The sequence below is a fragment of the Paenibacillus sp. FSL H8-0457 genome (assembly GCF_038051935.1).
Lineage (GTDB): Bacteria > Bacillota > Bacilli > Paenibacillales > Paenibacillaceae > Paenibacillus_AQ > Paenibacillus_AQ lautus_A.
Map to the genome: position 1 here is coordinate 2,655,977 of NZ_CP150293.1, position 24,932 is coordinate 2,680,908.

Below are 24,932 nucleotides of genomic sequence, written 5' to 3' on the forward strand. Positions count from 1 at the left end.
GAACAGATAACATGGGAGAACCACATTCCTGCTGCGCAGGATCCAGAGCGCACGTGCAGTCGACGGGATCCGGCCAGAAGGCTCTTATTGGCACTATGGGAGACGAAAAGTATGATGAACAGTCTCATCCTGATCTTCATACCGATATGATCAAGCTGCCTGGAGGGACGTTTACGATGGGCACGAATTCGAATGAAGGTTTCCCTCGTGACGGCGAAGGGCCGGCTCGCAGCGTAACCGTCTCCGGAATTGAGATCTCGCCCCATGCCGTAACGAATGGGGAATATCAACGGTTTGTGGAAGCCACCGGTTATGTGACGGAAGCGGAACGGTTCGGCTGGTCGTTTGTATTTGAACTGCTGGCTTCGGAGGAAACGAAGGCAGCAGTAGCCCAGGTGCCGCAAGAGGTGCCTTGGTGGCTGGTGGTCGAAGGGGCTTACTGGGCAGCACCCGAGGGGGCGGATTCCAGCATCGAAGACCGGATGGACCATCCGGTGGTACATATATCCTGGAACGATGCCGAGGCTTACTGTCAATGGGCGGGCGTGCGGCTTCCGACGGAAGCGGAATGGGAATATGCGGCGCGCGGCGGATTGGAGGGCAAGACCTATCCATGGGGAGATCTGCTGAAACAGGACGGAGAGCATCAATGCAACATATGGCAGGGCAAATTTCCGGTCAAAAATAACGCCAGCGACGGGTACATCGGAACCGCGCCGGTGATTGCTTACAAACCGAACGGATACGGACTGTACAACATGTCCGGCAACGTATGGGAATGGTGCGGCGATTGGTTCAGCCCGTCGTATCATCAACAGACCACGGCCATCAATCCGTTCTATGGGGAGCCTACCGGCAGAAGGTCGATGCGCGGGGGATCGTACCTGTGCCACAGATCCTACTGCAACCGGTATCGAGTCGCGGCGCGGAGCGGGAATACACCCGACAGCTCGACGGGCAACTGCGGTTTCCGGGTGGTGAGGGATGGTGGATCATGATTCAGCAGCTTCTGCAATCGTATTGGCCCGAGTGGTACGGAGATACGGTGAAAGGCCCTACGGGCTGGAACAATACGACCCTTTTTATTCATAACCCGCATCGGCGTTCGGTCATGCGCATTTACAATACGCATCGTGACAAGGCAAGGATCGAATTCGAGTTTGCGGTTTTGGACTCGCTCCAGCGGGCACCCCTTAGCTTTAAGGTCCCAACGCCTGTTCCATCAACGTCTGGCGATAAGAAGGTTCTGGTTCAGGACGGAAGTGATCGATACGCTTGCCTATTCGCATACATTGAAGGAGCGCGACCGGATGAAGAGAGCATTCAAGCGACTTATTCCTTCGGGGAAAAAACGGGAGAACTGGTAAGTGCACTTGCGGCTTGTTCGATTGGAATGGAGCCGGTGTATCCGCCCTATTACGAGCTGCTTCAATCGTATCCTTCATGCAGCCGGACGTTCATTCAGGATTTCTGCAAGCGACCGCCCGTCGAGTTCCAGGAACAAGGAAACGCGCTGCAAATTCTTCAAGAAGCGTACACCGAGATATCCGGCAGGCTGGAATCCCTGAAAAATCTGCCGCAGCAGCTGGTCCACGGGGACCTGAACTTTTCAAACCTGCTCGTAGATTCGGAACAATCGGGCAAGGTCATCGCTTTGCTCGACTTCGAGTTTTGCACAAAGGATGTCAGGGCGATGGAACCTGCGGTCGTTATTTCGGGATTTTTGGGAATGGCGGAAGAGAAGGACGCTATCCGGCAGTTCTGCGAAGGCTTTGCCAGCCGCGTACGGCTGACCGAAGAGGAGATTGCTGCCATACCGGTACTGCTGCGCTTGCGTTTGGTTGACGTTTTCTTGCATTTTTTGAGCCGCTATCGGGAAGGGACCGATGAGTCCCATGTGCTGCAGGAGCAGATCGATATGCTGGCAGCCGGATTGAAGCGGCTGGAGCAAAGTCAGGCATGGATGGAAGACGTGTTAACACAGTATATGATGTAAACCAAAAACCCCGATCTCTTCAAGAGACCGGGGTTTTTCTTAATGTGACGAACCGTTATTCAAGAAAATTAAAATGAATTGATTCAACCGTTACTTTTTCAGCAGATTAATATGATCCAGGTCCGTGCTGCTGTTGAAGATAAACTCCAACTTATATTCTCCACGATGGTAAGTCAGCTTGGTTTGCTTCGTTTTTCCGTTCTTGAATGTAGTGGTGGCATCCGGAGCAAACCAATTCTTCTTCAGCATTTTCATGGTGATGCCGCCGATGTTCGTCTGTCGTTCCACATTGGTGCCAAAATAACGCATTTCGCGAATCTTATTCAGCTTGTAGGAGAAGGCGTAGCCCGGATTCCCCATGTTGGCCCCGTATACGTCGAAGGCATCGGCATCCTTGCCTGGCACGGAAGGCTCGCCAATGGCCTTGTACACGTCCTGCTTCGTGCTTTTACCGATCGTTAAGCCGCTGACCGCACCGGGGAATTGTCCCTTCAATGCAGGTTTATAAAAGCTGTTGAGCGTCTTGAGCGCGTGCTCGGCAGCATAATCCTCGGCGTTTGCCGCCGTGGCGGCTTCAGCCTGCTGCAGTGGCAAAACAGCATGATTTGCTCCGAATGCACTAAGGCCGACGACGCCCGCCATAGTCAAAGTGACGATTGCTTTTTTAGCTGGTTGCTTCAAGTTCATGTTGCATCCTCTCCTTTGTAACAACTACTTACCACATGCGCTGCGTATCAAACAAGTGATCCTGACTTATCTTCCCATGATAGTTGATGCTTAAGGGCAATGGGTTACGATTCTATGAAGATGACATTGCAGATTTGATACCTGGAATAAGACGCCTTGCTTGATTCTAATGGTTTGAACGATGAATCGGGTACGCCAATCGGCCGAACATTGATGAATCCGTCCATGACCTGAGCGTTATTCGGAAAATGGGGTAATAGTACAGAGGTAATATGAATTTTTGGAAAAATCGTGTAATCTATATAGAACCGACTTTTTCAGGAGGAATTATGGAAACCGAATCCTTACTCAAGGTGGAGCAGCTTGCTCTCAAAAAACACAAAATTTTTAAACAAAGCCAGCTGCGCTATATCGCCCGCTCCATGCTCGCCAGCATGTTTATCGGCTTTGGCGTCATTGTCGCTTTTAAGACGGGCAACTTTTTTTATCTGGAGCATTCCCCGCTGACTTATCCGATGGCTGCCCTTACGTTTGGCGCGGCGATTATCCTGATCGCGTACGGGGGAGGGGATTTGTTTACAGGGAATACGTTTTATTACACGTATGCCGCTCTCCGCAAGAAATTAAAGTGGCTGGAAGTAGTCAAGCTGTGGATCTTCAGTTATGCAGGAAACATCCTGGGGGCCTGCACGTTTGCGCTGTTGATTTTCTTAACGGGATTATTCACCGATTCCTCCGTGAACGGATTTCTGCTCAATGTGGTGGAACACAAAATGACCACCCCGACGGTGCAGCTGTTTTTTAGAGCGATTCTGTGCAACTGGCTCGTATGCCTTGCCTTTTTCATCCCCATGTCCCTGAAGGGTGACGGAGCCAAAATGTTTGCCATGATGCTGTTTGTTTTCTGCTTTTTCATCTCCGGATACGAGCACAGCGTTGCGAACATGTGCACCTTTGCCATTGCGCTCGTGCTGAATCATCCGGGCACGATTTCGTTTGAGGGCGTATTGCATAATCTGATTCCGGTAACGTTCGGTAATTTGATCGGCGGCGTTCTATTAATGGGCTTTATGTATTATTTTGTGAACAAGCCTTTTCTGGATGCGAAGGAATCCTCTGGTGAATAAGGTTTGGAAGCGCGCAAGCTTAGCTCCGCTAGCCTTGTAACAATGAATACACCCGCGTATCGTGTGCCGTGCCGTTCTGATAGATATACTGGCGCAGGGTTCCTTCTGCTTCGAATCCGAGCTTGGCCAGCAGTGCATGGGAAGCCTGGTTCTCGATAAAAACGACGGCACCGATGCGGGTTAGGCCAAGCTCCTGAAATCCATATGCCAGGATGGCGGAGGCCGCTTCGCTGGCATACCCTTGCCTCCAGAAGTCGGGATGAAGCTCATATCCGATTTCTGCTCTTCTATGCCGTGGGGACCATGCGTTATATCCGATCGTCCCGATAAGGCCTTGGGCTTCTTTCCTTTCGATGCCCCATCGAATCCCGCGCTGCTCTGCGTAGTTGTTAGCGAACAGCTCAATGAATCGACGAGCTTGCTCGGGGCTGGTCAACGTGTCTTGACCGTAATAGCGGGTCACCTGCTCATGCGAGAAGCAGCTGTAGATCGCCTCGTCATCCTGAAGCCGGATTTCACGCAGCCTTAATCGTTGAGTCTCTAGTTCTGGAAACATGATTTCCCTCCCTGGATAAACCGTATTGGCTAATATGGATTAGATTTCATTATATAAGATGTATTGATAAAGAGAAGAGGATTGCACGGAATTCGCGTTGTTTCCATCAAAAAATAAAGGGCTGGTCGCAAAGTCAAATGGACGTTGGGACCAGCCCTTTACAATTTTATCCCTTCACTTCCTGATACAGGCTCATACGACGTTCTTAGCTCTTAAGCAGCGAAATGCGGCTTAAGCTGCCGCCGTCCGCAAACAAACGCTGGATGCTGCGTTCAACCTCCGCGTCCGGTATTAACGGAGGAGCCTGGTGCGGTTTAGTGCGGGCATCGATAATGACCGTGTCGCAGCCCCAATGCTTGTGCTCATAGCGGCTGTTGACGCCGTGTATGTCGTGGGAAGGATTGCTGCGCGTAAAGGTTGCCCAGAGAAAATTGTTGAGCGTTGCGCTCATGAATTCACTGTCATCGCACAGAATGATCATCGGGCAGGAAGGAAGCGAACCTCGTTCCCGGATGGCATCGCTAAGGCTCGACATTTCCTGCGCCACATCGGAATAACTCGTAAAGGGGGCTCCCTGGATGGCGACAATGCCGGGCATGATCCATTTTGCGGGCGCATACCCGGGAAGATCCGTTAACGCCTCAGGCACCGCTTGGCACAAATCCCTTTTTTTATCCCCGACCGCCGCAAATACGACCTTGCTGCCGGTGTTGAGTCCGGTTCCGGAATAATCGAGCGTATCGATCGTGGTATTGGTCTGAAAATGGATGTCCCGTTGCAGATCGATGCGTTCCAATATATAGGTCATGAAGTCCTCGATGCGATGCGTGCTTAAAGGCTGCTTCTCTTCAGCTGCAATGAATAAATACTTGGCCAAGCTTAATTGGCCCGTGCCCAGTATCCGGTTGGAGATGGTGAGAAGCTCAGCCGGCTGCTTTACTTGTTGATATGGGGTATACCGCTCGCTGCCGATGGCAAAGAGCAGGGGGTGTACCCCGGCAGCATCAACCGCATGGACTTCCTTGACCCCCGGAATTTCTTGCCGGATCGCCCCGCCGGTCAGCTCATGAATCAGCTCCCCGAAGGACGTATCTTCCTGCGGCGGTCTCCCGACGACCGTAAACGGATAGATGGCCTGCTGCTTGGCATAGACTTTATGCACTCGCATGACGGGAAACGGATGGACCAGGCTGTAATAACCCAGATGATCGCCAAAAGGTCCCTCGGGCTTGGTTTCGCCGGGATGGATCTCCCCCGTAATAACAAAATCCGAATCGTGGCTGATGCAGTAACCATCCTCATAGCTGTACCGGAAATGTCGTCCCGACAGCAGTCCGGCAAAGGTAAGCTCGCTCATGCCTTCCGGCAGCGGCATAACCGCCGAAATCGTATGGGCAGGGGGCCCCCCGATAAAACAGCTAACTTTCAGCGGCTGACCCAGCTTATTCGCCTTCGCTTGATGGATGCCGATGCCCCGGTGGATTTGGTAATGGATGCCGATTTCCTTGTTCAGTTCATAATCATTGCCTGTGAGCTGAACCCGGTACATGCCTAGATTGGAATTCATGACGCCCGGCTTCTCCGGGTCTTCGGAATACACTTGGGGCAACGTGACGAAAGCGCCGCCGTCGTCCTTCCAGTGCTTAATGAGCGGCAGATCGGAAATTTGGATTTCCTGAAATCCGGGTGGCAGGGCACCTGTTTTTTTGATAGGCAGTGCAGATTTGGCTGCCAGTCCCGTCCCGATATATTTAAAAGGATTTTTGAGCGCCTTCATCGGATCGTTGCGCAGCGCGATTACGTCTTGCGTAGATTCGAAGGTTTCACGAAAAATGAATTTGCTTCGCTCGATCGTGCCGAACAGGTTGGATACCGCGCGGAACCTTGAACCTTTTACATTCTCAAACAGGAGCGCCGGGCCGCCTGCCTCATAAACCTTCATATGTATGGCCGCCATTTCCAAATGAGGATCGACCTCTTCCTGTATACGAACCAAATGCCCATGTCTCTCCAAATCAACGATGCATTCTTCCAGATTATGATATTTCATTACATAGCTCCAATCGAAGATAGTGAACTTATTCTACTATTATCGACAATCTCGGAGCACAGGTCAATGACACCTAATATAGATGGGACGAATCGTATCTTCAAAGAACCATATCAGAGAGCTTTTTCTGATAGAACATGCAATACACGGCTAGGGCGTTGATTTTTTCTTCATGCCTCAAAACAAATCCCCATCTTTGATACAAATTTACATTCCCTTTATTTTCAGTATCGAGCGCGATTCCATGTGAATTGTGATCCGAATTAACCACTTGAAGCAGGTGCCGCACCATTGCTGTTCCAACTCCCCTGCCTTGGACCTCCGGATTCACTCCGATCATAATGAGATAATGGTGCGGAGAAGAAGGAGCAGCCGATCTCGTAATGCCCATATAGGCATTCAGGAATCTCAATGTTTTGACTGGGAGTTGGAATAACAACGGCAAGAGTCTTCCAATCAGCAAAAAAGCGCCCTTCAGACGCTTAAGCTTGCTTATACCGGGTTTCTCTACAATGAAGGTACCGAGCAAGATTTCGTTTTCATAAGAGCCCCATATTTCCTCATGCAGCAGAAAGCTTTTATCAAACATGAAGGAGACAAATGCAGCCGCTCTGCTGCTTGATTTACGATCAAGCTCCGGATCGCCAAATGCATGCAGAAACAAAGGATCCCGGGCAAATGCCCGGCTCATTATGGATGAAAATAAGAGTTTATCCGATTTGGCCAGCTTGGATACTCTGCATGAAGTATTCATGCTTTCTCTACAGCTCCCCCATAATGATCGATAGCAAAGCTGTACAATACTTTCAGCATAAACAGGGTGCCGGCCATTAACATGTAGGGCTGGATGCTGGACAGCAAAAACGTACCCCCTATGCCGATCGACAGGAGCAAGCCTCCTATAAAATGCTGCGATGATTTCCCGATCAGCGCATTCACGATCACGGCTCCAGTGATGGTATATGCCCATATTCCCACCGCATACGCCATGTCGGTATCCAGCAATACGGCTACCAGGAGAATATGAACGTGAATGGCGATGAACACGATCCGCTGTTTTTTACGGGCTGCATAGAAATTACTGGTCGAGCGAGTGAAGTTGGCGATACAGCCGCAGAAAATATCGAAAATAAACAATAAAGCAAGGATACCGCGCCATAAAGGCAAAGAATGCAGGATATCCGGAAAAACAAGGCTTACTGCTGTGGTCAGACATCCGCCGAACGCCAAGATGACGAGAATCGTGCCAACGGATTGCTGCTCACCGAATACCTCATGCAGAATCGAAGGAATCCTTATTACTTTCATCACATACCGCCCTCATTTCGTCGTAATTTAGTTTAAAATTATGTAGTGAATAAATCGTTTTACTACAAAAAGATTATAACTTCGAATAGGTGGTTGTCAATTGATTTATAGTGAAAACATTGAACTACTCTAAAACTTGATATATACTTCACTTGAGGTGGAGAACGCATGAACGGGTATGAGCGCAGAAAGCATAAAAAAATGGAACAGGTCTTCGATGCTGCTTTCCAGCTGTTTTCAAGGCACGGTTACCAAAAGGTTAGCGTTAACGAAATCGCACAACAGGCAGGCGTGTCACCTGCGACGATATATAACTATTTTGGAACCAAAGATCAGCTCTATCTGGAAATGATCATGTATTGGACGGACAAGCAGTTGGAGGTGTATGAGCGCATTCTGGATTCCGCGCGCTCTTTTGCCGAGAAGACCCGAGAAATCATGCTGTTGGAGGCTAAGAATCTGACCTTTTTGTCGGAAGAGTTCCGGAATTTCCAAACCTCCGAGGAACGTGGCATTAGTCAGACCATCCAACGGTACAGTGAGGAGAAGGTGAAAGATTTTTTCATGAAGTTTGTCGCGCTGGGGAAACAAGAAGGTTATATTCATAAGGACCAAACCGAAGAGGTTACGATGCAGTACTTCTCGATGTTCATGAATGAGCTAGGGCGGCGCTGGGATTCGGGGAACCGGGAATATGTCAACGGGAGCATGGAGACCTTGATGGAGCTTTTCTTTTACGGTTTAGCCGGGCAAAAACAAGAAGGCAGTTGATACGGTTTTAACCATAATCAGCTGTTACGGGAGTGCTCTAAACGGGGGATGTCTTGAATGGTGTAATGGTAGGGGAATGAAAATTCGCTTAAGCGGTTGAATAACTCTGAGAAGGAATTTATTCGGCGCTGGATCGATTACTAGAAAGGACTGTACATGAACGAATTATTAACGAAAGCGCAAATCGTTGATCTGGTGACAAGACTGTATAATGGGGAAGGCAGCGAGGAAGAAGCAGGGGAATGGATAAATCTGCTGCAAAGGAATGTGCCTCACCCTGACATCAGCAATCTGATTTTTTGGCCGGAAGAAGATCTTACACCTGAGGAAATCGTTGAAAAGGCATTGAATTATAAGCCAATAGTACTGTGAGCGATATAGAAACTGGAGATAAAGACAGACCACCACCAAAGTATTTGATATACCTCCGTTATATCCATCATGAAGGTAAAGAAATATGGCGTTAAATTGTAGGAAGCACAATTTACGGGGTGATCGCGACGCGATTGAGAATTTTCGGCTTGTCGGCACATATGGCGGAATGCTGCACCGGATGAACCTGGCAAGCGGCATCCGGGATGAATACAGCATAGGCACAGCCCAAATTTGCGAAACAGAACGCTGGATATTCTGGAAGAACCGAGATCCCTTGCGTTGATAAAACCATTAACCATCCCGCGTTGTTTACGTGGCTCCTGAGGGGGATAGATGTCCACTATGCTTACAAAACTAGAAATAATCGATCAAATCCTTCATCTGCTTCATAAGACCTCCATATATGATCCTGAATACGAGAGCGTGGCCACGCTACCTTTTGAAGAGGGGTATATCGGTGACTTGAGTCCGGTTGTTCGGGTCGGAGAGCAGGATTGCGAGCTCGCTATGTATGAAAGAGGCGTGCAAATGCTCAGCAAGAGGACCAAGGTTCCCGATGAAGTGGTCTTCTGGATCCTGGAGGATACGATTCATACCATTGCCCATCTCAAACTTCTGCAAAAATACAAGGTGGATAACGTAACCACCCATTTGAAGTATACCAAGGAAGAGATCCAAGAAATGAAGGACATGATCAATGAATCCTTTCTTCAGATCGGAGGACAGTATGAGCAGTGGCATAAGGCGGGCAAGCGGAAAGAGCTCGAGTCGCCTAATCCGGTCAGAAACGCAGGCAAAGGCGCTAAGCGAAGCTAATCATTATGGTGTTCGTATAACTCGCATGATGAATAGGAGAGGGGCGCCGAAATGGTTTTAAGTGATTTTCTTGGACAGATACTTTCTGCGGTGTACGAACTGATCTTTATGTGGGTAATCCAAAAAGCAGCCCTTCGCATGATAGCGAAGGGCTGCTTTTTTTAATTCATAACCTTATTGCTGAACAATGGCGATAATTTCATCTTCCAGGTCAAGTCTTACCTGCTCGCTGTATGCGCGGATATTGTACTCGGAGTGAAGGTAGCGGAGAATGGCCTCGATGAGGTTGGCCTCGATCAAATACTGCGTTCTTCCGTTGACCCATACTTCGGCCGTATATCCCGTATCTTCGTCCCAGCTAAGCTCAAGCGATACGTCCGTTGGTTTGACGCCTCTGCGTTCCGCTTGGTGAAGGCAGACCGCATTGACGATTTCGTCCATGCTTAAAACCATGGATTAGTACCGGTTATTGTGATTGTTGTTGTCGCGAGGCTCGTTTTGTTTACGACGATTCTTCACGGCACGTACAACAGCCATAACGATCATAATCAAAGCCCAAATTGCGATCAGGTTAATGAGCAATCCCATGATTTCGCCCATGAAGCCCATGCCGGCGAACATGCTGCCGAAGAGCAAGCCAGCCAGACCGCCGATCATAAGTCCTTTCATCAAGCTGCCGCCGCTAAAAAATCCTGGTTTTTTCGTGTTAGCCGCTGCCCCTGTATTGGAACGGTTGTTTGTTTGTTGCACATTATTGGTATCATTCTTTTTCGGAGTGCTGTTGTATGACTTGGTTCCGGATTTGAAACCTCCGCCACCTCTTCTGGCTTCTGCGGAATCAGGCGTCAGCGCTACAAAGAACAGTGTAATCGCTACTAGAATCGTCAATACTTTTTTCATCGTGTTCTGTCGAACCTCCCAGTTAATTTAGAGTATAAAGAGTAATACGGACGAGTCACGATAAGGTTTCAAAATTTGTGCGGCCATGGTTTGAGGCTGTAGCGCGCTGCTGCTGTCTCAGTAATTCCAGTACCCAATCGCACCATTTCAGCTCGGTTTCAGCCATCATCAGTCCTTTGGTAGCGAGCACATAATTGCTGAATGCCTTGCTTCCGATCTCACGGGTGTCCTCAGGAATGCCCGCTAAAATCTGCTCATAGTAACGCTTTTTCTCCAGATACCCGATTCTGCGGTCCTCGAAAATATCGACGGCGATGCCGATCTCCGTCAACCACAGGCAAAAGGTTCGAAGAGAAAGCTCATCCTTGGTGACTGCAGGCGCAATCGGTTGGTACATCCATTCACGCAGCTTCTGCATGCCTTTTTCTGTAATCGCATAAATTTTTTTGTCCGGTTTATCGCTTTGCTGAACCCAGTGCGAGGACAACAGCTGTTTCTCCTCCATGCTGGACAGCAGTGGATAGATTTGACTGTGTTTGGCTTGCCAAAAAGGCTGTATGCGAAGCATCAAATCGTATCCTGATGATTCTCTTCTTGCTAGTAATCCTAACAAGCCGTATGACAACGTATTCATGGACATAACTCCCTTTGAAACGCATATCGTGGACGCCAAGGCAGGAATGATAATCGGCCTATCGGTCCGGTTGATAAAAAGTGTACACTGAAACTGTATGGTTTGACAACCGGGGGAGGGGGCTTTCTCTCTGCTTTTGGCAAAATTGTGACTAAAAAAGCACAAACGCGTACGCGTTTGTGCTTCCATTTGACTTTGGTTGCTTTATTCGTTCTCATATCCTTCCACGACGAGATCAAGCGCACCGGTGTTGGGGTCGATGACCATGCCATGGACGGGCACGTTTGGGGGAAGGAGCGGGTGGTTTTTAATCAGGCTGACCGTATTTTTCACGCCGTCCGTAATGTTATCGAAACCGCGAAGCCATTTGGATAACCGGATGCCGGAGTTTTCCAGCGTGGACAGCACTTCATCGGAAATGCCGCGGTCTCTCATGTGCTGGATCATATCCTCTGCGTTCAGGGATGCCATGCCGCATTCATAGTGGCCCACAACGATGACTTCTTCCGCGTGAAGCTCGTACAGCGCAACCATGACGCTCCGCATCACGCTCCCGAAAGGCTGGGAAATGATTGCGCCGGCGTTTTTGATGATTTTGACATCGCCATTCTTGAAATTCATCGCTTTTGGCAGAAGTTCGACCAAGCGCGTATCCATACAGGTGATAATCACGAGTTTCTTCTCAGGAAAACGCCCTGTCAGATAGGATTCGTATTCTTTATTCTCTACAAAGCTGCGATTGTGTTCCAGTATGCTGTTAAGGTGTTTTTCCATCGATTTTTTCTCTCCTTTTGTGTATCTATTATTCGTTTAGAATGCTGCTGCTTACGCTCTGGTATCCACTACCTGGATATTGGTGCCATAATGCTGTCCGCTGCTGTCCAGACGGAAGGCGTAGGCGGCCGGATCGGCATCGAGTTTCATCTTCTCTTCAAAAAAAACAGCTTGCTTGCGGTTCACGATAAACGTTACCGGGCTGTCCGTTTCGACAGCAAGATCATCCGGCGTCGGCTCATCTACAATACGCAGGCCTGGGACGCCGTTGACGGCACATCCGCATCCCTCCGTGTCATAGATCAGCCTGATTGCACCCGGCTTGTCCCTGAGTTTGTCCTTCAGCTTCAGCTCGGCCTGCGGGGTGAGTTGAATATTCACGGCATCCTGACACTCCTTTATATGTAGATTGTTATTTATTCTTTCTGGAAGTTGATTATATACCTTGTAAAAAGTATCATCAATAGAGTAAACAAGAATCCTATCATAAAAAAAAGAAGGTGTGCCGGTATGGCAGTACAACATTTCCAGCAATGGGAACAATTTGAACGATTGGTTCGCAAAATCATGAGTTACTACGAAGCTATTGGCCTACTTCATTGGGATTTACGGACAGGCGCTCCGCGCAAAGGAACCGAGATCCGCTCGGAAACGATCGGGGTTCTCTCCACAGAGGCATTTAAACTGCAAATATCGGAAGAGATGGGAGAGCTGTTGTCTTTCTTTGCCAAACCGGAACAGGCTGAGCAGTTGGATGATCGCAAACGCCGCATGATTGAAGAGGTGCGCAAGGTATACGACCAGAGCAAGTCCATCCCGCCTGAGCGCTTCCAGGAATATTCCATTCTCGCCGCCCAATCGGAGACGAAGTGGGAGGAAGCGAAAAAGAACAGCGATTTTGAAGGCTTCGAACCTTATTTAACGAAGATCGTTGCGTTCAAGCAAGAGTTTATTGATTATTGGGGCGTGAAAAACACCAGATACGATACGCTCCTTGATATGTATGAGCCGGATTTAACGGTGGAAAAGGTGGATGCCATCTTTGACCGCTTGAAAGCGCGTTTGGTACCGCTGGTGCATGCGATCCAGGAATCGCCTTTCAAGCCGAAAGCAGACTTCTTGAAGCAGCTGTTTCCGAAAGAACAGCAGGAGAAATTCAGCTTGTTCCTGCTGGAGCAGATGGGCTACGACTTTGAAGCGGGACGCTTGGACGAGAGCGTGCATCCATTTGCCACGGGCTTGAACCCGGGAGACGTGCGCATTACGACCATGTATCTGCCGGACGATGTGCTGAGCGCGGTATTCAGTTCCCTGCACGAGGGAGGCCATGCCCTTTACGAGCAGAATATCGACAAGGAGCTCGCGGGGACACCGCTCTCCGGCGGTACCTCCATGGGCATCCATGAATCCCAATCCCGTCTGTGGGAAAATATGATCGGCCGCAGCCGTCCGTTTTGGCGCCGTTATTTCGCGGATTTGCAGCAGCACTTCCCGGAACAGTTGAAGGACGTGGACGTAGAGGACTTCTACCTGGCCGCGAACAAGGTGGAGAACTCCCTGATTCGCATCGAAGCGGATGAGCTTACGTATAACCTGCATATCATCATTCGTTATGAGATCGAGAAGAAACTCTTTAACGAAGGTTTGGCGGTGAAGGATCTTCCGGAGACCTGGAACGCGAAGTATAAAGAATACCTCGGCATTATGCCGCCGAACGATGGGATGGGCGTGCTTCAGGACGTTCACTGGTCCGGCGGGGATTTCGGGTATTTCGCCTCGTACTCCCTTGGCAACATGTATGCGGCCCAGATGCTGCACACCATGCGCAAAGAGCTGCCGAATCTGGACCAGCTCATCGAAGCCGGGAACCTGGCTCCGATCAAGGAGTGGCTGACGGACAAGGTATACAAATACGGAAAGAGCGAGAAGCCGTCCGAGATCATCAAACGCGTCACCGGTGAAGAACTGAATCCGGATTATCTGGCCGATTATCTCGAAGAGAAATATAAAGAGATCTACAAACTGTCATAATCACGAGAAGCGCAGCCCGAGAGGCTGCGCTTTTTTTATTCGGAAGAGTTTTGAAACCGGGTCCTTTTTATTCGTTCCCTGCGTAAGTGGAGCCAATCCAAATTTGCCGGCCTGCTCTAACCAGGCGTTTAACCTTTGGGCTGACGCTTGCATATGCTGAAAAGAAACATTGGGTCTATGGGAATGGAGGGTTATCGAATGAAGCGTCAAAAATGGTGGGGGCTGGCTTTATCCTTGCTTCTGGTCTGCGGAGTTGCGCTTGCCGGGTGCGGGGGCGGCGGATCGGCCACGAAGGTCAAGATCGGCGAAGTGACGCGTTCGATCTTCTATGCGCCGCAGTATGTCGCATTGGAGAAAGGATTTTTCAAGGAAGAGGGGCTGGATGTCGAGCTGCAGACGACCCCGGGCGGAGACAAAACGATGACGGCTCTGCTGTCCGGAGCCATCGACGTGGCGCTTGTCGGCTCGGAAACTTCGATTTACGTGTACCAACAGGGGTCTGAAGACCCGGTCATCAATTTCGGGCAGGTGACGCAGACGGACGGCACGTTTCTGATGGCCAGGGATGGATCGGGTGATTTTGACTGGAACAGCCTGAAGGGCAAAGTATTCCTCGGTCAGCGTAAGGGCGGAATGCCGCAGATGGCAGGCGAGTTTACGCTCCGTAACAAAGGAATCGATCCGCATGCGGACCTGGAGCTGATTCAGAACATCGATTTTGCGAACATCGCATCGGCATATGCTTCCGGTACGGGTGAGTTTGTCCAGCTCTTTGAGCCGCAGGCCTCCATATTTGAAAAAGAAGGCCGTGGCAAGGTGGTGGCTTCCTTTGGCGTAGAAAGCGGGCATCTGCCGTACACCGTGTTTATGACAAAGCAAAGCTATATCGACAAAAACGATGCCACGGTGCAGAAGTTTACGAACGCCCTGTACAAGGCACAGCAATGGGTGGATGCGAGCAGCCCCGAAGATATCGCGGATGCGATCCTGCCTTATTTTAAAGACAGCGACCGCGATATCGTGGTGTCCTCGGTCAAGCGCTACAAAGAGCAGGGCAGTTATGCCAGCGATCCGATCGTGGATGAGGCGGAGTGGAACAATCTGCTGGACGTGATGGAGCAAGCCGGGGAACTGAAGGAACGGGTAGCGCCGGATGCCATCGTCAACAACAGCTTTGCCGAAAAAGCCAAGCAAGCTAAATAATCACGTACTCCTGATCCATAGAACGAAAGGAGAGAGCACCATGGTACCGGTAGTTGAATTGAATGATATCGCTCATGTATATGTCACCGATCGGGAAGCCTCTCTGGCTGTGGAAGGAATTCATTTGAAGGTGGAGCCGGGGGAGTTCATCAGTCTGGTAGGGCCTAGCGGATGCGGGAAAACGACCATCTTGTCCGTCATTGCCGGCCTGCTTGCCCCCTCCAAAGGGGCTGCTTACGTAAACGGCAAACCGGTAAACGGACCGTCGCCGGAAGTCGGGTACATGCTGCAGCAGGACTATTTATTTCCTTGGCGCACCATCATGGATAACGCCTTGATCGGATTGGAATTGACGGAGAGGCTGAATCCGCAAAGCCGAAGCGTCGTAGGGAATCTGCTCAGGGAGATGGGGCTCGGGGAGAGCGGTAATCTGTATCCGGCGCAGCTGTCGGGCGGGATGAGGCAGCGGGTAGCGCTCGTCAGGACCTTAGCTACGGATCCGGGACTGCTGCTGCTGGATGAACCTTTCTCCGCGCTGGACTACCAGACGAAGCTGCAGCTTGAGGATTTGATCGTGGAAACCTTGAAGGAGCGGGGAAAGACGGCCATCCTGGTCACTCATGATTTATCCGAAGCGATTGCGATGAGCGACCGGGTCATTCTCTTGAACCGTAATCCCGGGCGGGTTCATCGTTTGTTTGATATTCCCGACAACATCCGCCGTGCGCAGCCGTTTTTTGCTCGCAAGGAGCCGGGGTTCAATGAATTGTTTCATGAAATCTGGGGCGAAATGCAAACGATCGGGAAGGAGTAAAGCCTATGACATCAAGGGATGAGCCGTCAGCTTCTTCTTCGAAGGGCTGGCTCCAGAATATCTATGCAAAGCACATGAAGCGAAAGAAAAGCATGCAAAACCGGGTACTGACCGTCCAGCTCAGCCTGCTGCTGCTGTTCTTTATCTGGTGGGAAGCGGCGGGCAGATTCAAATGGATCGACGTGCTGCTGTTCAGCTACCCCACCAAAATCTTCGCGAACATATGGGATAACATGATCAGCGGCGAGTTATGGGGACACCTGGGGGTCACGGTAGGGGAGACGGTTGTCGGATTCCTGCTCGGCACGCTCGTTGGCACGCTGATGGCCGTATTGATCTGGTGGTCCCCGTTTCTCAATAAAGTGCTGGATCCTTATATGGTCGTGTTCAACAGCATGCCGAAAGTGGCGCTGGGTCCCATATTCATCGTGATGTTCGGCGCCGGCTTTACCGCCATTGTCGTCACTACGCTATCCATTACGGTCATTGTGACCACGCTCGTCGTATACAATAGCTTTAACGAGGTGGATTCCAATCTGATCAAGGTCGTCCGCACGTTCGGCGGAACCAAGCGCCAGGTATTTCAACGGGTCATCTTGCCGGCTTCCTATCCCGCGATCGTATCGACCCTCAAGGTTAACGTGGGCATGGCATGGGTCGGCGTCATCGTCGGCGAATTTTTGGTTGCCAAATCGGGTCTCGGTTACTTGATTATGTACGGTTTTCAGGTATTCAACTTTACGCTCGTGTTATCGAGTCTGCTCATCATTGCCGTTGTTGCAACGGCCATGTATCAAATCGTGGTATATATAGAAAGGAAATTGTTGACCCATCGCTAAGCAGGCATCACCTGCGGCGTCAGGCATGGTTGTTAACGGCATAAAAATAAGCTAGGATGAAGATACCTTATATATGCGTATATGCGGCTAACATGATAAAGAAGCAGATATAGCCATCAACAACTCGCCTGGAGGCTCTTCATCACATGGGATTTCGTGTCATCAAAACAGCAGCGGCCAGCCTGCTTGCCATTTTAATTACAGATGCTTTGAACATACCGGGGGCTACGTCCGCCGGTCTTCTTGCTATACTCGGCGTTGACGTTACGCGCAAACGGAGCGTGCGCTCCATATCGTCCCGATTTTTTGCGTCATTGCTGGGACTTATACTGGCGTGCATTTTATTTTATTTTCTTGGTTTTCATTACTGGGTGCTGGCCTTGTACATATTGCTTGCATTTCCCGCGATATCGAGGGCTAATTTCAAGGAAGGCATCGTAACCAGTTCGGTTGTGGTGTTTCGGGTGTTTCAGGGGGAAGAGATCGGACTCGGCATATTGCTCACGCAAATCGAACTCTTGATTATCGGCCTCGGGTCGGCTATGCTCGTGAACCTGGTTTATATGCCGAACAGCGAGGGGGCGATGATGGAGATCCGCCGCAAGGTGGACGGGCTTTTCTCCGTCATTTTCCATCATTTCTCGCTGACGCTTCGAAACCCCGAACATATATGGGACGGAAAAGAGCTGATCGAGGCCAATCGGCAGATCGAAAAAGGGATAGAGGAAGCAAAGCGGGCTTCGGAGAACCAGATGATTCATCCGGACGGCTCCTGGAACATCTATTTTTATATGCGTAAGGAACAGATGGAGAATATCCAGAGCATGATGCATCAGATCTCCCAGGTGTACGAGCGGCTTCCGCACGGCGTGCTGACGGCTGAAATTTTCGATCAGTTAAGCCAGGATGTGGTTGCCGAAGGCTATACGGGGAAGTCCGAAGGTCTGCTGATTGAGCTGGAGGACAGGTTCAAGGAGATGGAGCTCCCGACGACCCGCGAGGAATTCGAGGTCCGCTCTGCGATATTGCAGCTCTGCCACGAGCTGGAATACTATTTGAATATCTCGAAAAAGTATAAAGCGCCCACGGCGAAAAAACCGCAGAAGCGCGCGGATTCGGCCGTATAGCTTAGCGATTTTCAAAAATAAATCTGATATTTTTAGCATCATATGAATTTATTTGGACCACTTCATTCAACATTCGCCCATGTCTTGCATACACATGTATGGAATGATTGTATGGAGGAGGTTCGAAGATGTCATTGAGTCATAAACACCAATGTAGAGAAATCATCACGAAGGCGATCTGCGGCAAGGGTCGTAAGTTCTCTACCGTAACACATACCGTGACTCCGCCTAATAATCCGACCAGTATTTTGGGGGCTTGGATTATAAACCATCAGTACGAGGCGGTTGCCGCCGGAGACGGAATTGAAGTTATTGGTACTTACGATGTAAACATCTGGTATTCCTATGACAAAAATTCGCAGACCGATGTGGCGAAAGAAACGGTATCGTATGTAGAACGCGTGCCTCTTTCCTATCTGGATCCGAAGCATCGTGCATCCACGGTGGAGGTTTCGGCTGAAGCGACGCAGGAGCCGAGCTGCGTCGAGGCCAGCGTATCCTCGAATGGCACGAGCGTCATTCTGCGGGTAGAGAGAGAGTATGCGGTGGAACTGGTAGCCGAAACGAAGGTCGTTGTCAAAGTATGCAGCTACCCTCACGGCGACTACGAAGACAAAGAATTCGACTACGTCCTGGGAGACGACGTCGATGATTACGAAGATTACGAAGGTCTGGAGGATGAACTGTAAGTTAACCCTCCTGTAGGAATGATTATAATCTTAGCATATGCAGCGAGGGCAGCTTTGCGGAGGGCGGATGCCCTCTTTTTTATTTTTATTTGCAGGGGGAATGGGGATGGTTAGAATGATCGTACAACCGGCGGTCGAAAAAAAACATGTGTCGCTTCATGGATCTGCTTTGCTCTTGGCGCAAGCACGGTTGATCCGATCCGGGATTCCGTGTCGCTTGAATTCGGGTTCAGTCGAGGAGAAACGTTACGCCGCCAGGTACGCGGTGCATGTCGACGGGCTGGCTGCAGCCAAGATCCGCCAACATCAAATGGGCGGCAGCGAAGCGGTGTTCATGCCCGATCCCGAGAGCGGAAGATATGAAGATGGCCTGCATCGAAGATTGGAGAAAGCGGCCCTGCGGTCGCTGTACACGCTGGGCGTCGATGAAGGGGAGGTCATCATTACGGCCCGCCCCGGTCGAAGATACGTAGTGGAGGATGTCCGCATGCCAGCTGACCGCAGCAAAGCCGTAATGAGTGCCAAGGGTCAGGGGTCACGGCGGACGGAAGGGTACCCTGCTAACAACGAAGAAGGCGATTCTCCTCTTGTTTCATCGTTACTCATGGGCATGGATCCGGAGTTTGTGCTGATGAAGGATAACGGAGACATCGTGTTTGCATCCGAATTTATGGAACGCGGCGGGTCGGTCGGAAGCGATGCCGTTCGTTTACGGGGCGAGGTGATTTATCCTATTGCCGAGCTCAGGCCGTCGCCCAAGGCGAATCCGAAGGAATTGCTGCTTGAAATGCAAAAAGCTCTGCGCGAAGCTCATCTCCTGATTCAGGATCGTTCACTGGCATGGAAGGGAGGCGCCCTGCCTTATGGCGATTTTCCGCTGGGAGGCCATATTCACTTCAGCGGCGTGCCGCTGTCCCTGTCTCTTCTTCAGACCCTGGATAATTATGTGGCTCTGCCGCTGGCGCTTCTCGAAGACCCCAACGGGCGTCTGCGGAGGCCCCGTTACGGTTTTCTTGGGGATTTCCGCAGGCAGCCTTACGGCGGGTTTGAATACCGTACGCTGCCCAGCTTTCTCGTCTCGCCGCTCGTGGCGAAGGTGTCGCTGGGCGTGGCTTACCTGGCTGCCCGCTACAGCGATCGCCTGCCGGGGAGGCCATTAAACACCGAACGGTATCACCGTGCCTATTACGAAGGCGATAAATCCGTGCTCAAAGAGTGTATTGCAGGCTGGCACAGGGATCTGTCGGCACTGCCGGAGTACCCGGATTATGCCCGTGAAATCGAACGGGCTGTAGCGCACATGGAGACGGGGCGAACCTGGGATGAGAGCAGGGATATCCGGCCGCTGTGGAATATTCCAACCAAGCCGTGATGCCTTACGGTCAATTTCTGTTATAATGGAGGTCAAGCTAGAAAGGTAATGGAGGTACGTCATGGCTAAATATACGCCGATGATTGAACAATATTTGAAGGTCAAAGAACAAGCGCGCGATGCGTTTCTTTTTTTCCGCTTAGGCGATTTTTACGAAATGTTTTTCGATGACGCGATCCTCGCGTCGAAGGAATTGGAGATTACGCTGACCGGCCGCGAAGGCGGCGGTGCAGAGAAAATACCGATGTGCGGGGTTCCTTATCATTCCGCAGAAGGTTATATCCAACGGTTGATTGAAAAGGGGTACAAAGTCGCCATCTGCGAACAGATGGAGGATGCTTCGGTCACCAAAGGCATGGTGCGGCGGGAAATCGTCAGGGTCGTCACGCCGGGGACCATCATGGACGGCAAGGTCGTTCACGACAAATCGAACAATTACATGGTGTGCGTAACGGAAGCGGGCGGCTTGATGTCCTTATCCGCATGCGATTTGTCCACCGGCGAGCTCTACGTGACGTCGGTGCCTTCATCGGAGGAATGGCTGAGGGACGAGATTGGCATTTATGAGCCTTCCGAAATTATCGGGGATGCATCGCTGCTGTCGATTATCTCATCGCAGGCGCTGCCGGGCAGCCGAAATATCGTATATACGGCCTGGGATCAAAGAGAAGACGCATTGGTTCGGACCCAATTCGGAGAAGCGGCATGGGCCCGCCTCGAAGAGGAGAGAAGAGCCTGCGTATCCCTGCTCATCTCGTATTTAAGCGAGACGCAGAAACGGTCGCTGGGGCAGCTGACTCAAATCGCTTCCTACGAGCCGGGACAATACATGGTTCTGGATCCGTTCACCAGGCGGAATCTGGAGCTGGTCGAGACGGTTCGTGAACGCTCGAAGAAAGGCTCGCTCCTATGGCTTCTGGATCGTACGGAAACCTCCATGGGAGCCAGGCTCCTGCGGCGGAGAATCGATAAACCGCTGCTGTCCCGAAGCCGGATCGAGGAGCGGCTGGAGGCCGTCGAGCATTTGTATAACCAGTACATACTGCGCGAAGATTTGCGGATGGCGCTGAAAGAGATTTACGATTTGGAGCGGCTGGTCGGCCGGATCGCTTTCGGCAGCGCCAACGGACGCGATTTGAATGCGCTCAAGCTGTCATTGCGGCAAATTCCTTCCCTGAAGGAGCTGTGTGCCCAGTCGCCTTCCGAGACGCTGCGGCGCGTGGCAGCGGATACCGATGTTTGCGACGATCTGTGCGAACTGATCGAGAATGCGATTGTGGATGAGCCGCCGGTGTCTGTTCGCGACGGAGGAATCATCAAGCCGGGGTACCACGAACGGCTGGATGAGTTTCGGGAAGCGAGCACCAGCGGCAAACGCTGGATCGCCGAGCTGGAGGCCAAGGAACGTGCCGCTACCGGGATCAAGTCTTTGAAGATCGGTTATAACAAGGTGTTCGGTTATTATATCGAGGTCACCAAATCCAATCTGTCATCCCTGCCGGAAGGCCGCTATGAGCGCAAGCAGACGCTGGCCAACGCGGAGCGTTACGTCACGCCCGAACTGAAGGAGAAAGAAGGACTGATCCTGGAAGCCCAGGAGAAAATGGTGGATCTGGAGTATGCGCTCTTTACCGAGCTGAGGGATAAGCTGAATACCCAAGTGAGCCGGCTGCAGAAACTCGCCGAGCGCATCGCCGAGATTGACGTCTATCAGTCGCTGGCTGCCGTCAGCGCGGAGTACCGGTTCGTCAAGCCGGAGCTGAGCGAGGGCTATGATTATATCGTTGAAGGCGGCCGTCATCCGGTGGTGGAAGCCGTCATGAAGGATTCGTCGTTTATCGCGAACGGAACGGATTTACGCAAGGACGGATCTTCGATCCTGCTCATAACGGGTCCGAATATGGCCGGCAAAAGCACGTACATGCGCCAGGTGGCTCTGTTATCCATTTTAGCGCAGATGGGCTGCTTTGTCCCGGCGGAGCGCGCGGTTATCCCGCTGGTCGACCGGATCTTTACTCGCATCGGCGCCGCCGACGACCTGATCGGCGGTCAGAGCACCTTCATGGTGGAAATGGCGGATATCCAGGTGATGACGGAAAAAGCGACGCCACGCAGCCTGATCATCATTGATGAGCTTGGGCGCGGTACGTCCACGAGTGAAGGCATGGCCATTGCGCAAGCCGTGATTGAATACGTGCATGATCATATCGGCTGCAAGGCATTGGTATCGACCCATTTCCATGAGCTGGCTCACCTTCAGGAGAGCCTTGGCGGGCTTAAGAATTATTCCATGGCGGTTCAGGAAAGCGGCGACAAGGTGCATTTTCTCCGCAAGCTGATCCCTGGCGCGGCGGACAGCAGCTACGGCATTTATTGTGCCAGACTGGCAGGTTTGCCCGGCAGTATCATTGATCGCGCTTATGGGCTGCTGCAGGGCCTGGAGATGGCTTCCCTGGCCGCAGTGGCATCGGAGCAAGGGATCGCGGTCCATCGGAAGGAGCCAGCGTCCGAATCCTCTTCGGATGTGAGACGCAGCGGACCGGAAGCTTTGCACGAATTCCGTGAAGAGACGATGCCCTATGCCGGCAGCCTGAACGGAGCAGACCCGAAAGGCGGCGTGGTGCAGCTCTCCATTTTCGGCGAGGAGGAAGTGCCTGAATCCCGGAACGCCAAGATGGGCAAGGATCAGCACTCTTCTCCGCAAGAAGCTCTTCACGATCCTGCTGTTAAGAGCATCATAGATGCCGTCAAAGGTGCCGACGTCATGAACATGACGCCGCTTCAGGCGATGCAGTTCCTGAATGACCTGAAGCTTCAAGCGAAGGATATGTGATGTCTGCATGGGAATGAAAAGGAACGGAGGTAGGAACAATGGGGATTATTCGGATTTTGGACGAGCATATTGCAAACCAGATTGCTGCCGGCGAGGTGGTGGAACGGCCTGCCTCCGTTGTCAAGGAGCTGGTCGAGAACGCCATTGATGCCGGGAGCACCAAGATCGACGTCTCGGTCGAAGAGGGCGGACTGGACAGCATTCGCGTGACGGATAACGGCGCGGGCATTGATCCGGAGGATTGCGAGACGGCTTTTTATCGCCATGCGACAAGCAAAATTGCCGAGGGCCGCGATCTGTTTCAGATCACCAGCCTTGGTTTCCGGGGGGAAGCCCTGCCGTCCATAGCAGCCGTATCGAAGGTGCGCCTGGTTACGTCCAATGCCCAGGATGGCCGCGGACGGAAGATCGAAATCGAAGGCGGCCATCTGCGCGTGAACGAAGAGACGGCCGCACCCAGAGGAACGGATTTCCTCGTGAAGGAATTGTTTTACAATACGCCGGCAAGGCTGAAATATATGAAAACGATCCAGACCGAATTAGGGCATATATCCGATTATATGTACCGTTTGGCGCTTTCCCGGCCGGATATCGCTTTTACGCTCCGGCATAACGGGAACTCGCTGCTGCAGACGCTGGGCAACGGCGATGCCCTTCAGGTCATAGCGGCCGTATACGGCACCCAATCGGCCAAAGCCATGCTGCCGTTCGCAGCCGAGAATATGGACTATACGTTAAGCGGGTATATCAGCCGTCCGGACTATACCCGGGCCAACCGGAACGGCATGTCGCTCATCATAAACGGGCGGTATATCCGGAACTACGGGTTAATGCAGGCGATATTGAGAGGTTATCATACGCTGCTGCCGATCAACCGGTTTCCGCTCGTCGTCATTCAGCTGTCCATGCATCCTTCGTTGATCGATGTGAATGTGCATCCTTCCAAGTTGGAGGTGCGGTTCAGCAAAGAGCAGGAGCTGTTCGCTTTCGTGGAGGAAGAGGTTCGCAAGGTGCTGCAGCAGGAAATCCTCATTCCGCGTCCGGCCAAACAGAATATCGGCAAAAGCGACAATGCGTATATCCAGGAACAGCTGTCATTTCCACAGGCACAAGGGGATGTCGGAGCGGCCCGCGGCGGGCAGGATCGGGATCTTGAGATCCCAGGCAGCGACGAGCGATCCGCGGGAGGAAACACGCCGCTTCCAACGCCGCCTGCAGCGTGGCCTGATAAGCAGACCCTTGCAACGTCCCCAAACGGTATCAAGCGTTCTTACGGGGACGGAACAGCAGAAACAGCCGCAGCTTCGCAGATGCGTGAGACGGCCGCTTCGTCTTCGTATCGGAGCGATTACCGCAATGAGGCCAGGGGAGGTGCGGGAATCCCTGCCGTGACGAAGGAGTGGCTGCAGGCCGTTTCAGGGCCGGCTCCCGAAATTCCGCCTTTTCCGGAGCTAACGCTTATCGGCCAGCATCACGGCACCTATCTCATTGCACAGAATGATACCGGTCTGTATCTAATCGATCAGCATGCCGCGCATGAGCGGATTAACTACGAGTATTACTACGAGCAGTTCGGCAACCCGGCGGACGCATCTCAGGAGCTGCTCCTGCCGATTACGCTGGAATTCACGCCCTCGGAATCGGAGAAGGTAAAGGAACGGCTGCATTGGTTCGAGAAGGTCGGCGTTTACATGGAGTTTTTTGGCGGCCATACCTTCCTGGTCCGTTCGCACCCCTTCTGGTTCCCTAAGGGCGAAGAGAAGGCCATCATCGAAGAGATGGCCGAATGGGTGCTGAATGAGCGTAATATCGATATAGCCAAGCTGAGAGAAACCTCATCGATCATGTGTTCGTGCAAGGCTTCCATCAAAGCCAACCAGAAGCTGACGGAGCAGGAGGCGATGACGTTGATCCAGCGTTTGGGCGCCTGCCGGCAGCCTTACACCTGTCCGCACGGACGACCGATCGTTGTTTCGTTCTCGGCATACGATTTGGAGAAAATGTTTAAACGCGTCATGTAACAGCAAGGA

The 24,932-nt window shown here is 51.5% G+C and carries 25 protein-coding genes; 15 read left to right on the forward strand and 10 right to left on the reverse strand.

Going from position 1 to position 24,932, the window contains the following annotated elements; genetic code table 11:
* Positions 1-95: 95 nt before the first annotated feature.
* Together MHI43_RS11760 and MHI43_RS11765 are read left to right on the forward strand one after the other, a co-directional pair.
* Positions 96-998: a formylglycine-generating enzyme family protein gene (locus tag MHI43_RS11760; RefSeq protein WP_235201897.1), complete on the forward strand. Its 903-nt coding sequence runs from the start codon at positions 96-98 to the stop codon at positions 996-998.
* Positions 995-1,996: a phosphotransferase gene (locus MHI43_RS11765; protein ID WP_036665522.1), complete on the forward strand. Its 1,002-nt coding sequence runs from the start codon at positions 995-997 to the stop codon at positions 1,994-1,996. Before MHI43_RS11760 ends, MHI43_RS11765 begins: the two co-directional genes overlap by 4 nt.
* 90 nt (positions 1,997-2,086) lie before the next feature.
* On the opposite strand, the gene MHI43_RS11770 is transcribed toward MHI43_RS11765, so the two are convergent.
* Complete coding sequence (locus MHI43_RS11770; protein WP_036665518.1) at positions 2,087-2,683, reverse strand: YjgB family protein; 597 nt, start codon at positions 2,681-2,683, stop codon at positions 2,087-2,089.
* A gap of 329 nt (positions 2,684-3,012) precedes the next feature.
* Between MHI43_RS11770 and MHI43_RS11775 the strand changes: the two genes are divergently transcribed.
* A complete protein-coding gene (locus tag MHI43_RS11775; protein WP_036665516.1) occupies positions 3,013-3,810 on the forward strand; it encodes a formate/nitrite transporter family protein in 798 nt (265 codons plus the stop codon).
* 28 nt (positions 3,811-3,838) lie between these two features.
* Here MHI43_RS11775 and MHI43_RS11780 read toward each other — a convergent pair whose 3' ends face one another.
* From MHI43_RS11780 to MHI43_RS11795, 4 genes are all read right to left on the reverse strand, one after another.
* Positions 3,839-4,366 (reverse strand): GNAT family protein, encoded by a 528-nt coding sequence (locus tag MHI43_RS11780; RefSeq protein WP_036665513.1) that lies wholly within the window; start codon positions 4,364-4,366, stop codon positions 3,839-3,841.
* A 205-nt stretch (positions 4,367-4,571) separates the two neighbouring features.
* On the reverse strand, positions 4,572-6,416 hold the full coding sequence (locus MHI43_RS11785) for a UbiD family decarboxylase (protein ID WP_036665511.1): 1,845 nt from the start codon (positions 6,414-6,416) through the stop codon (positions 4,572-4,574).
* A 100-nt stretch (positions 6,417-6,516) separates the two neighbouring features.
* Positions 6,517-7,005, reverse strand: coding sequence for a GNAT family N-acetyltransferase (locus MHI43_RS11790; RefSeq protein ID WP_235201891.1), 489 nt, complete (start codon positions 7,003-7,005; stop codon positions 6,517-6,519).
* 161 nt (positions 7,006-7,166) lie between these two features.
* Entirely contained in the window at positions 7,167-7,724 is a 558-nt protein-coding gene (locus MHI43_RS11795) for a hypothetical protein (RefSeq protein ID WP_036665507.1), read from the reverse strand.
* 168 nt (positions 7,725-7,892) lie between these two features.
* On the opposite strand from MHI43_RS11795, the gene MHI43_RS11800 reads away from it, so the two are divergent.
* From MHI43_RS11800 to MHI43_RS11810, 3 genes are all read left to right on the forward strand, one after another.
* Positions 7,893-8,495, forward strand: a complete 603-nt coding sequence (locus tag MHI43_RS11800) for a TetR/AcrR family transcriptional regulator (RefSeq protein ID WP_015734643.1) — start codon at positions 7,893-7,895, stop codon at positions 8,493-8,495.
* A 156-nt stretch (positions 8,496-8,651) separates the two neighbouring features.
* Positions 8,652-8,867: a bacteriocin immunity protein gene (locus tag MHI43_RS11805; protein WP_009591395.1), complete on the forward strand. Its 216-nt coding sequence runs from the start codon at positions 8,652-8,654 to the stop codon at positions 8,865-8,867.
* Positions 8,868-9,212: 345 nt separating this feature from the next.
* Complete coding sequence (locus MHI43_RS11810) at positions 9,213-9,686, forward strand: immunity 63 family protein (RefSeq protein ID WP_327196883.1); 474 nt, start codon at positions 9,213-9,215, stop codon at positions 9,684-9,686.
* Positions 9,687-9,860: 174 nt separating this feature from the next.
* Here the strand turns inward: MHI43_RS11810 and MHI43_RS11815 are convergent, their stop codons facing one another.
* The 5 genes from MHI43_RS11815 to MHI43_RS11835 form a co-directional block, all read right to left on the reverse strand.
* Positions 9,861-10,139 carry a YxcD family protein gene (locus MHI43_RS11815; protein ID WP_036665502.1) on the reverse strand — a complete coding sequence of 93 codons (279 nt, stop codon included), beginning with the start codon at positions 10,137-10,139 and terminating at the stop codon, positions 9,861-9,863.
* Positions 10,140-10,142: 3 nt separating this feature from the next.
* Entirely contained in the window at positions 10,143-10,586 is a 444-nt protein-coding gene (locus tag MHI43_RS11820; RefSeq protein ID WP_036665500.1) for a membrane protein, read from the reverse strand.
* Positions 10,587-10,641: 55 nt separating this feature from the next.
* The gene (locus MHI43_RS11825; RefSeq protein WP_015734646.1) at positions 10,642-11,220 is read right to left on the reverse strand and encodes a PadR family transcriptional regulator; all 579 of its coding nucleotides are present in this window, start codon (positions 11,218-11,220) and stop codon (positions 10,642-10,644) included.
* A gap of 204 nt (positions 11,221-11,424) precedes the next feature.
* The gene (locus tag MHI43_RS11830) at positions 11,425-11,994 is read right to left on the reverse strand and encodes a carbonic anhydrase (RefSeq protein ID WP_009591389.1); all 570 of its coding nucleotides are present in this window, start codon (positions 11,992-11,994) and stop codon (positions 11,425-11,427) included.
* 51 nt (positions 11,995-12,045) lie between these two features.
* A complete protein-coding gene (locus tag MHI43_RS11835) occupies positions 12,046-12,375 on the reverse strand; it encodes an iron-sulfur cluster biosynthesis family protein (protein WP_036665497.1) in 330 nt (109 codons plus the stop codon).
* Positions 12,376-12,504: 129 nt separating this feature from the next.
* On the opposite strand from MHI43_RS11835, the gene MHI43_RS11840 reads away from it, so the two are divergent.
* The 9 genes from MHI43_RS11840 (at position 12,505) to mutL (ending at position 24,923) form a co-directional block, all read left to right on the forward strand.
* Positions 12,505-14,025, forward strand: a complete 1,521-nt coding sequence (locus MHI43_RS11840; protein WP_036665495.1) for a carboxypeptidase M32 — start codon at positions 12,505-12,507, stop codon at positions 14,023-14,025.
* A gap of 198 nt (positions 14,026-14,223) precedes the next feature.
* Positions 14,224-15,228, forward strand: a complete 1,005-nt coding sequence (locus MHI43_RS11845) for an ABC transporter substrate-binding protein (protein ID WP_036665493.1) — start codon at positions 14,224-14,226, stop codon at positions 15,226-15,228.
* 40 nt (positions 15,229-15,268) lie between these two features.
* Positions 15,269-16,042 (forward strand): ABC transporter ATP-binding protein, encoded by a 774-nt coding sequence (locus MHI43_RS11850; protein WP_015734650.1) that lies wholly within the window; start codon positions 15,269-15,271, stop codon positions 16,040-16,042.
* Between the two features lie 5 nt (positions 16,043-16,047).
* Positions 16,048-16,881: an ABC transporter permease gene (locus MHI43_RS11855; RefSeq protein ID WP_036665489.1), complete on the forward strand. Its 834-nt coding sequence runs from the start codon at positions 16,048-16,050 to the stop codon at positions 16,879-16,881.
* Positions 16,882-17,027: 146 nt separating this feature from the next.
* Positions 17,028-18,008 (forward strand): aromatic acid exporter family protein, encoded by a 981-nt coding sequence (locus tag MHI43_RS11860; RefSeq protein WP_015734652.1) that lies wholly within the window; start codon positions 17,028-17,030, stop codon positions 18,006-18,008.
* A gap of 128 nt (positions 18,009-18,136) precedes the next feature.
* A complete protein-coding gene (locus MHI43_RS11865) occupies positions 18,137-18,697 on the forward strand; it encodes an outer spore coat protein CotE (RefSeq protein ID WP_015734653.1) in 561 nt (186 codons plus the stop codon).
* 106 nt (positions 18,698-18,803) lie between these two features.
* A complete protein-coding gene (locus tag MHI43_RS11870; protein WP_036665486.1) occupies positions 18,804-20,069 on the forward strand; it encodes a hypothetical protein in 1,266 nt (421 codons plus the stop codon).
* Positions 20,070-20,130: 61 nt separating this feature from the next.
* Positions 20,131-22,902, forward strand: coding sequence for a DNA mismatch repair protein MutS (mutS, locus tag MHI43_RS11875; RefSeq protein WP_036665484.1), 2,772 nt, complete (start codon positions 20,131-20,133; stop codon positions 22,900-22,902).
* A 38-nt stretch (positions 22,903-22,940) separates the two neighbouring features.
* Positions 22,941-24,923, forward strand: a complete 1,983-nt coding sequence (gene mutL / locus MHI43_RS11880) for a DNA mismatch repair endonuclease MutL (protein ID WP_036665482.1) — start codon at positions 22,941-22,943, stop codon at positions 24,921-24,923.
* Positions 24,924-24,932: the final 9 nt, after the last annotated feature.

Excerpts from the sequence above, each read along its gene's own strand:
- MHI43_RS11785 (WP_036665511.1), bottom strand. The coding sequence starts at position 6,416 with ATGAAATATCATAATCTGGAAGAATGCATCGTTGATTTGGAGAGACAT.
- MHI43_RS11760 (WP_235201897.1), top strand. The coding sequence starts at position 96 with ATGGGAGACGAAAAGTATGATGAACAGTCTCATCCTGATCTTCATACC.
- MHI43_RS11800 (WP_015734643.1), top strand. The coding sequence starts at position 7,893 with ATGAACGGGTATGAGCGCAGAAAGCATAAAAAAATGGAACAGGTCTTC.
- MHI43_RS11840 (WP_036665495.1), top strand. The coding sequence starts at position 12,505 with ATGGCAGTACAACATTTCCAGCAATGGGAACAATTTGAACGATTGGTT.
- MHI43_RS11805 (WP_009591395.1), top strand. The coding sequence starts at position 8,652 with ATGAACGAATTATTAACGAAAGCGCAAATCGTTGATCTGGTGACAAGA.
- MHI43_RS11820 (WP_036665500.1), bottom strand. The coding sequence starts at position 10,586 with ATGAAAAAAGTATTGACGATTCTAGTAGCGATTACACTGTTCTTTGTA.
- mutS (WP_036665484.1), top strand. The coding sequence starts at position 20,131 with ATGGCTAAATATACGCCGATGATTGAACAATATTTGAAGGTCAAAGAA.
- MHI43_RS11765 (WP_036665522.1), top strand. The coding sequence starts at position 995 with ATGATTCAGCAGCTTCTGCAATCGTATTGGCCCGAGTGGTACGGAGAT.
- MHI43_RS11860 (WP_015734652.1), top strand. The coding sequence starts at position 17,028 with ATGGGATTTCGTGTCATCAAAACAGCAGCGGCCAGCCTGCTTGCCATT.
- MHI43_RS11845 (WP_036665493.1), top strand. The coding sequence starts at position 14,224 with ATGAAGCGTCAAAAATGGTGGGGGCTGGCTTTATCCTTGCTTCTGGTC.
- MHI43_RS11815 (WP_036665502.1), bottom strand. The coding sequence starts at position 10,139 with ATGGTTTTAAGCATGGACGAAATCGTCAATGCGGTCTGCCTTCACCAA.
- MHI43_RS11775 (WP_036665516.1), top strand. The coding sequence starts at position 3,013 with ATGGAAACCGAATCCTTACTCAAGGTGGAGCAGCTTGCTCTCAAAAAA.
- MHI43_RS11865 (WP_015734653.1), top strand. The coding sequence starts at position 18,137 with ATGTCATTGAGTCATAAACACCAATGTAGAGAAATCATCACGAAGGCG.
- MHI43_RS11790 (WP_235201891.1), bottom strand. The coding sequence starts at position 7,005 with ATGTTTGATAAAAGCTTTCTGCTGCATGAGGAAATATGGGGCTCTTAT.
- MHI43_RS11850 (WP_015734650.1), top strand. The coding sequence starts at position 15,269 with ATGGTACCGGTAGTTGAATTGAATGATATCGCTCATGTATATGTCACC.
- MHI43_RS11855 (WP_036665489.1), top strand. The coding sequence starts at position 16,048 with ATGACATCAAGGGATGAGCCGTCAGCTTCTTCTTCGAAGGGCTGGCTC.
- mutL (WP_036665482.1), top strand. The coding sequence starts at position 22,941 with ATGGGGATTATTCGGATTTTGGACGAGCATATTGCAAACCAGATTGCT.
- MHI43_RS11825 (WP_015734646.1), bottom strand. The coding sequence starts at position 11,220 with ATGAATACGTTGTCATACGGCTTGTTAGGATTACTAGCAAGAAGAGAA.
- MHI43_RS11810 (WP_327196883.1), top strand. The coding sequence starts at position 9,213 with ATGCTTACAAAACTAGAAATAATCGATCAAATCCTTCATCTGCTTCAT.
- MHI43_RS11780 (WP_036665513.1), bottom strand. The coding sequence starts at position 4,366 with ATGTTTCCAGAACTAGAGACTCAACGATTAAGGCTGCGTGAAATCCGG.
- MHI43_RS11795 (WP_036665507.1), bottom strand. The coding sequence starts at position 7,724 with ATGAAAGTAATAAGGATTCCTTCGATTCTGCATGAGGTATTCGGTGAG.
- MHI43_RS11830 (WP_009591389.1), bottom strand. The coding sequence starts at position 11,994 with ATGGAAAAACACCTTAACAGCATACTGGAACACAATCGCAGCTTTGTA.
- MHI43_RS11870 (WP_036665486.1), top strand. The coding sequence starts at position 18,804 with ATGGTTAGAATGATCGTACAACCGGCGGTCGAAAAAAAACATGTGTCG.
- MHI43_RS11770 (WP_036665518.1), bottom strand. The coding sequence starts at position 2,683 with ATGAACTTGAAGCAACCAGCTAAAAAAGCAATCGTCACTTTGACTATG.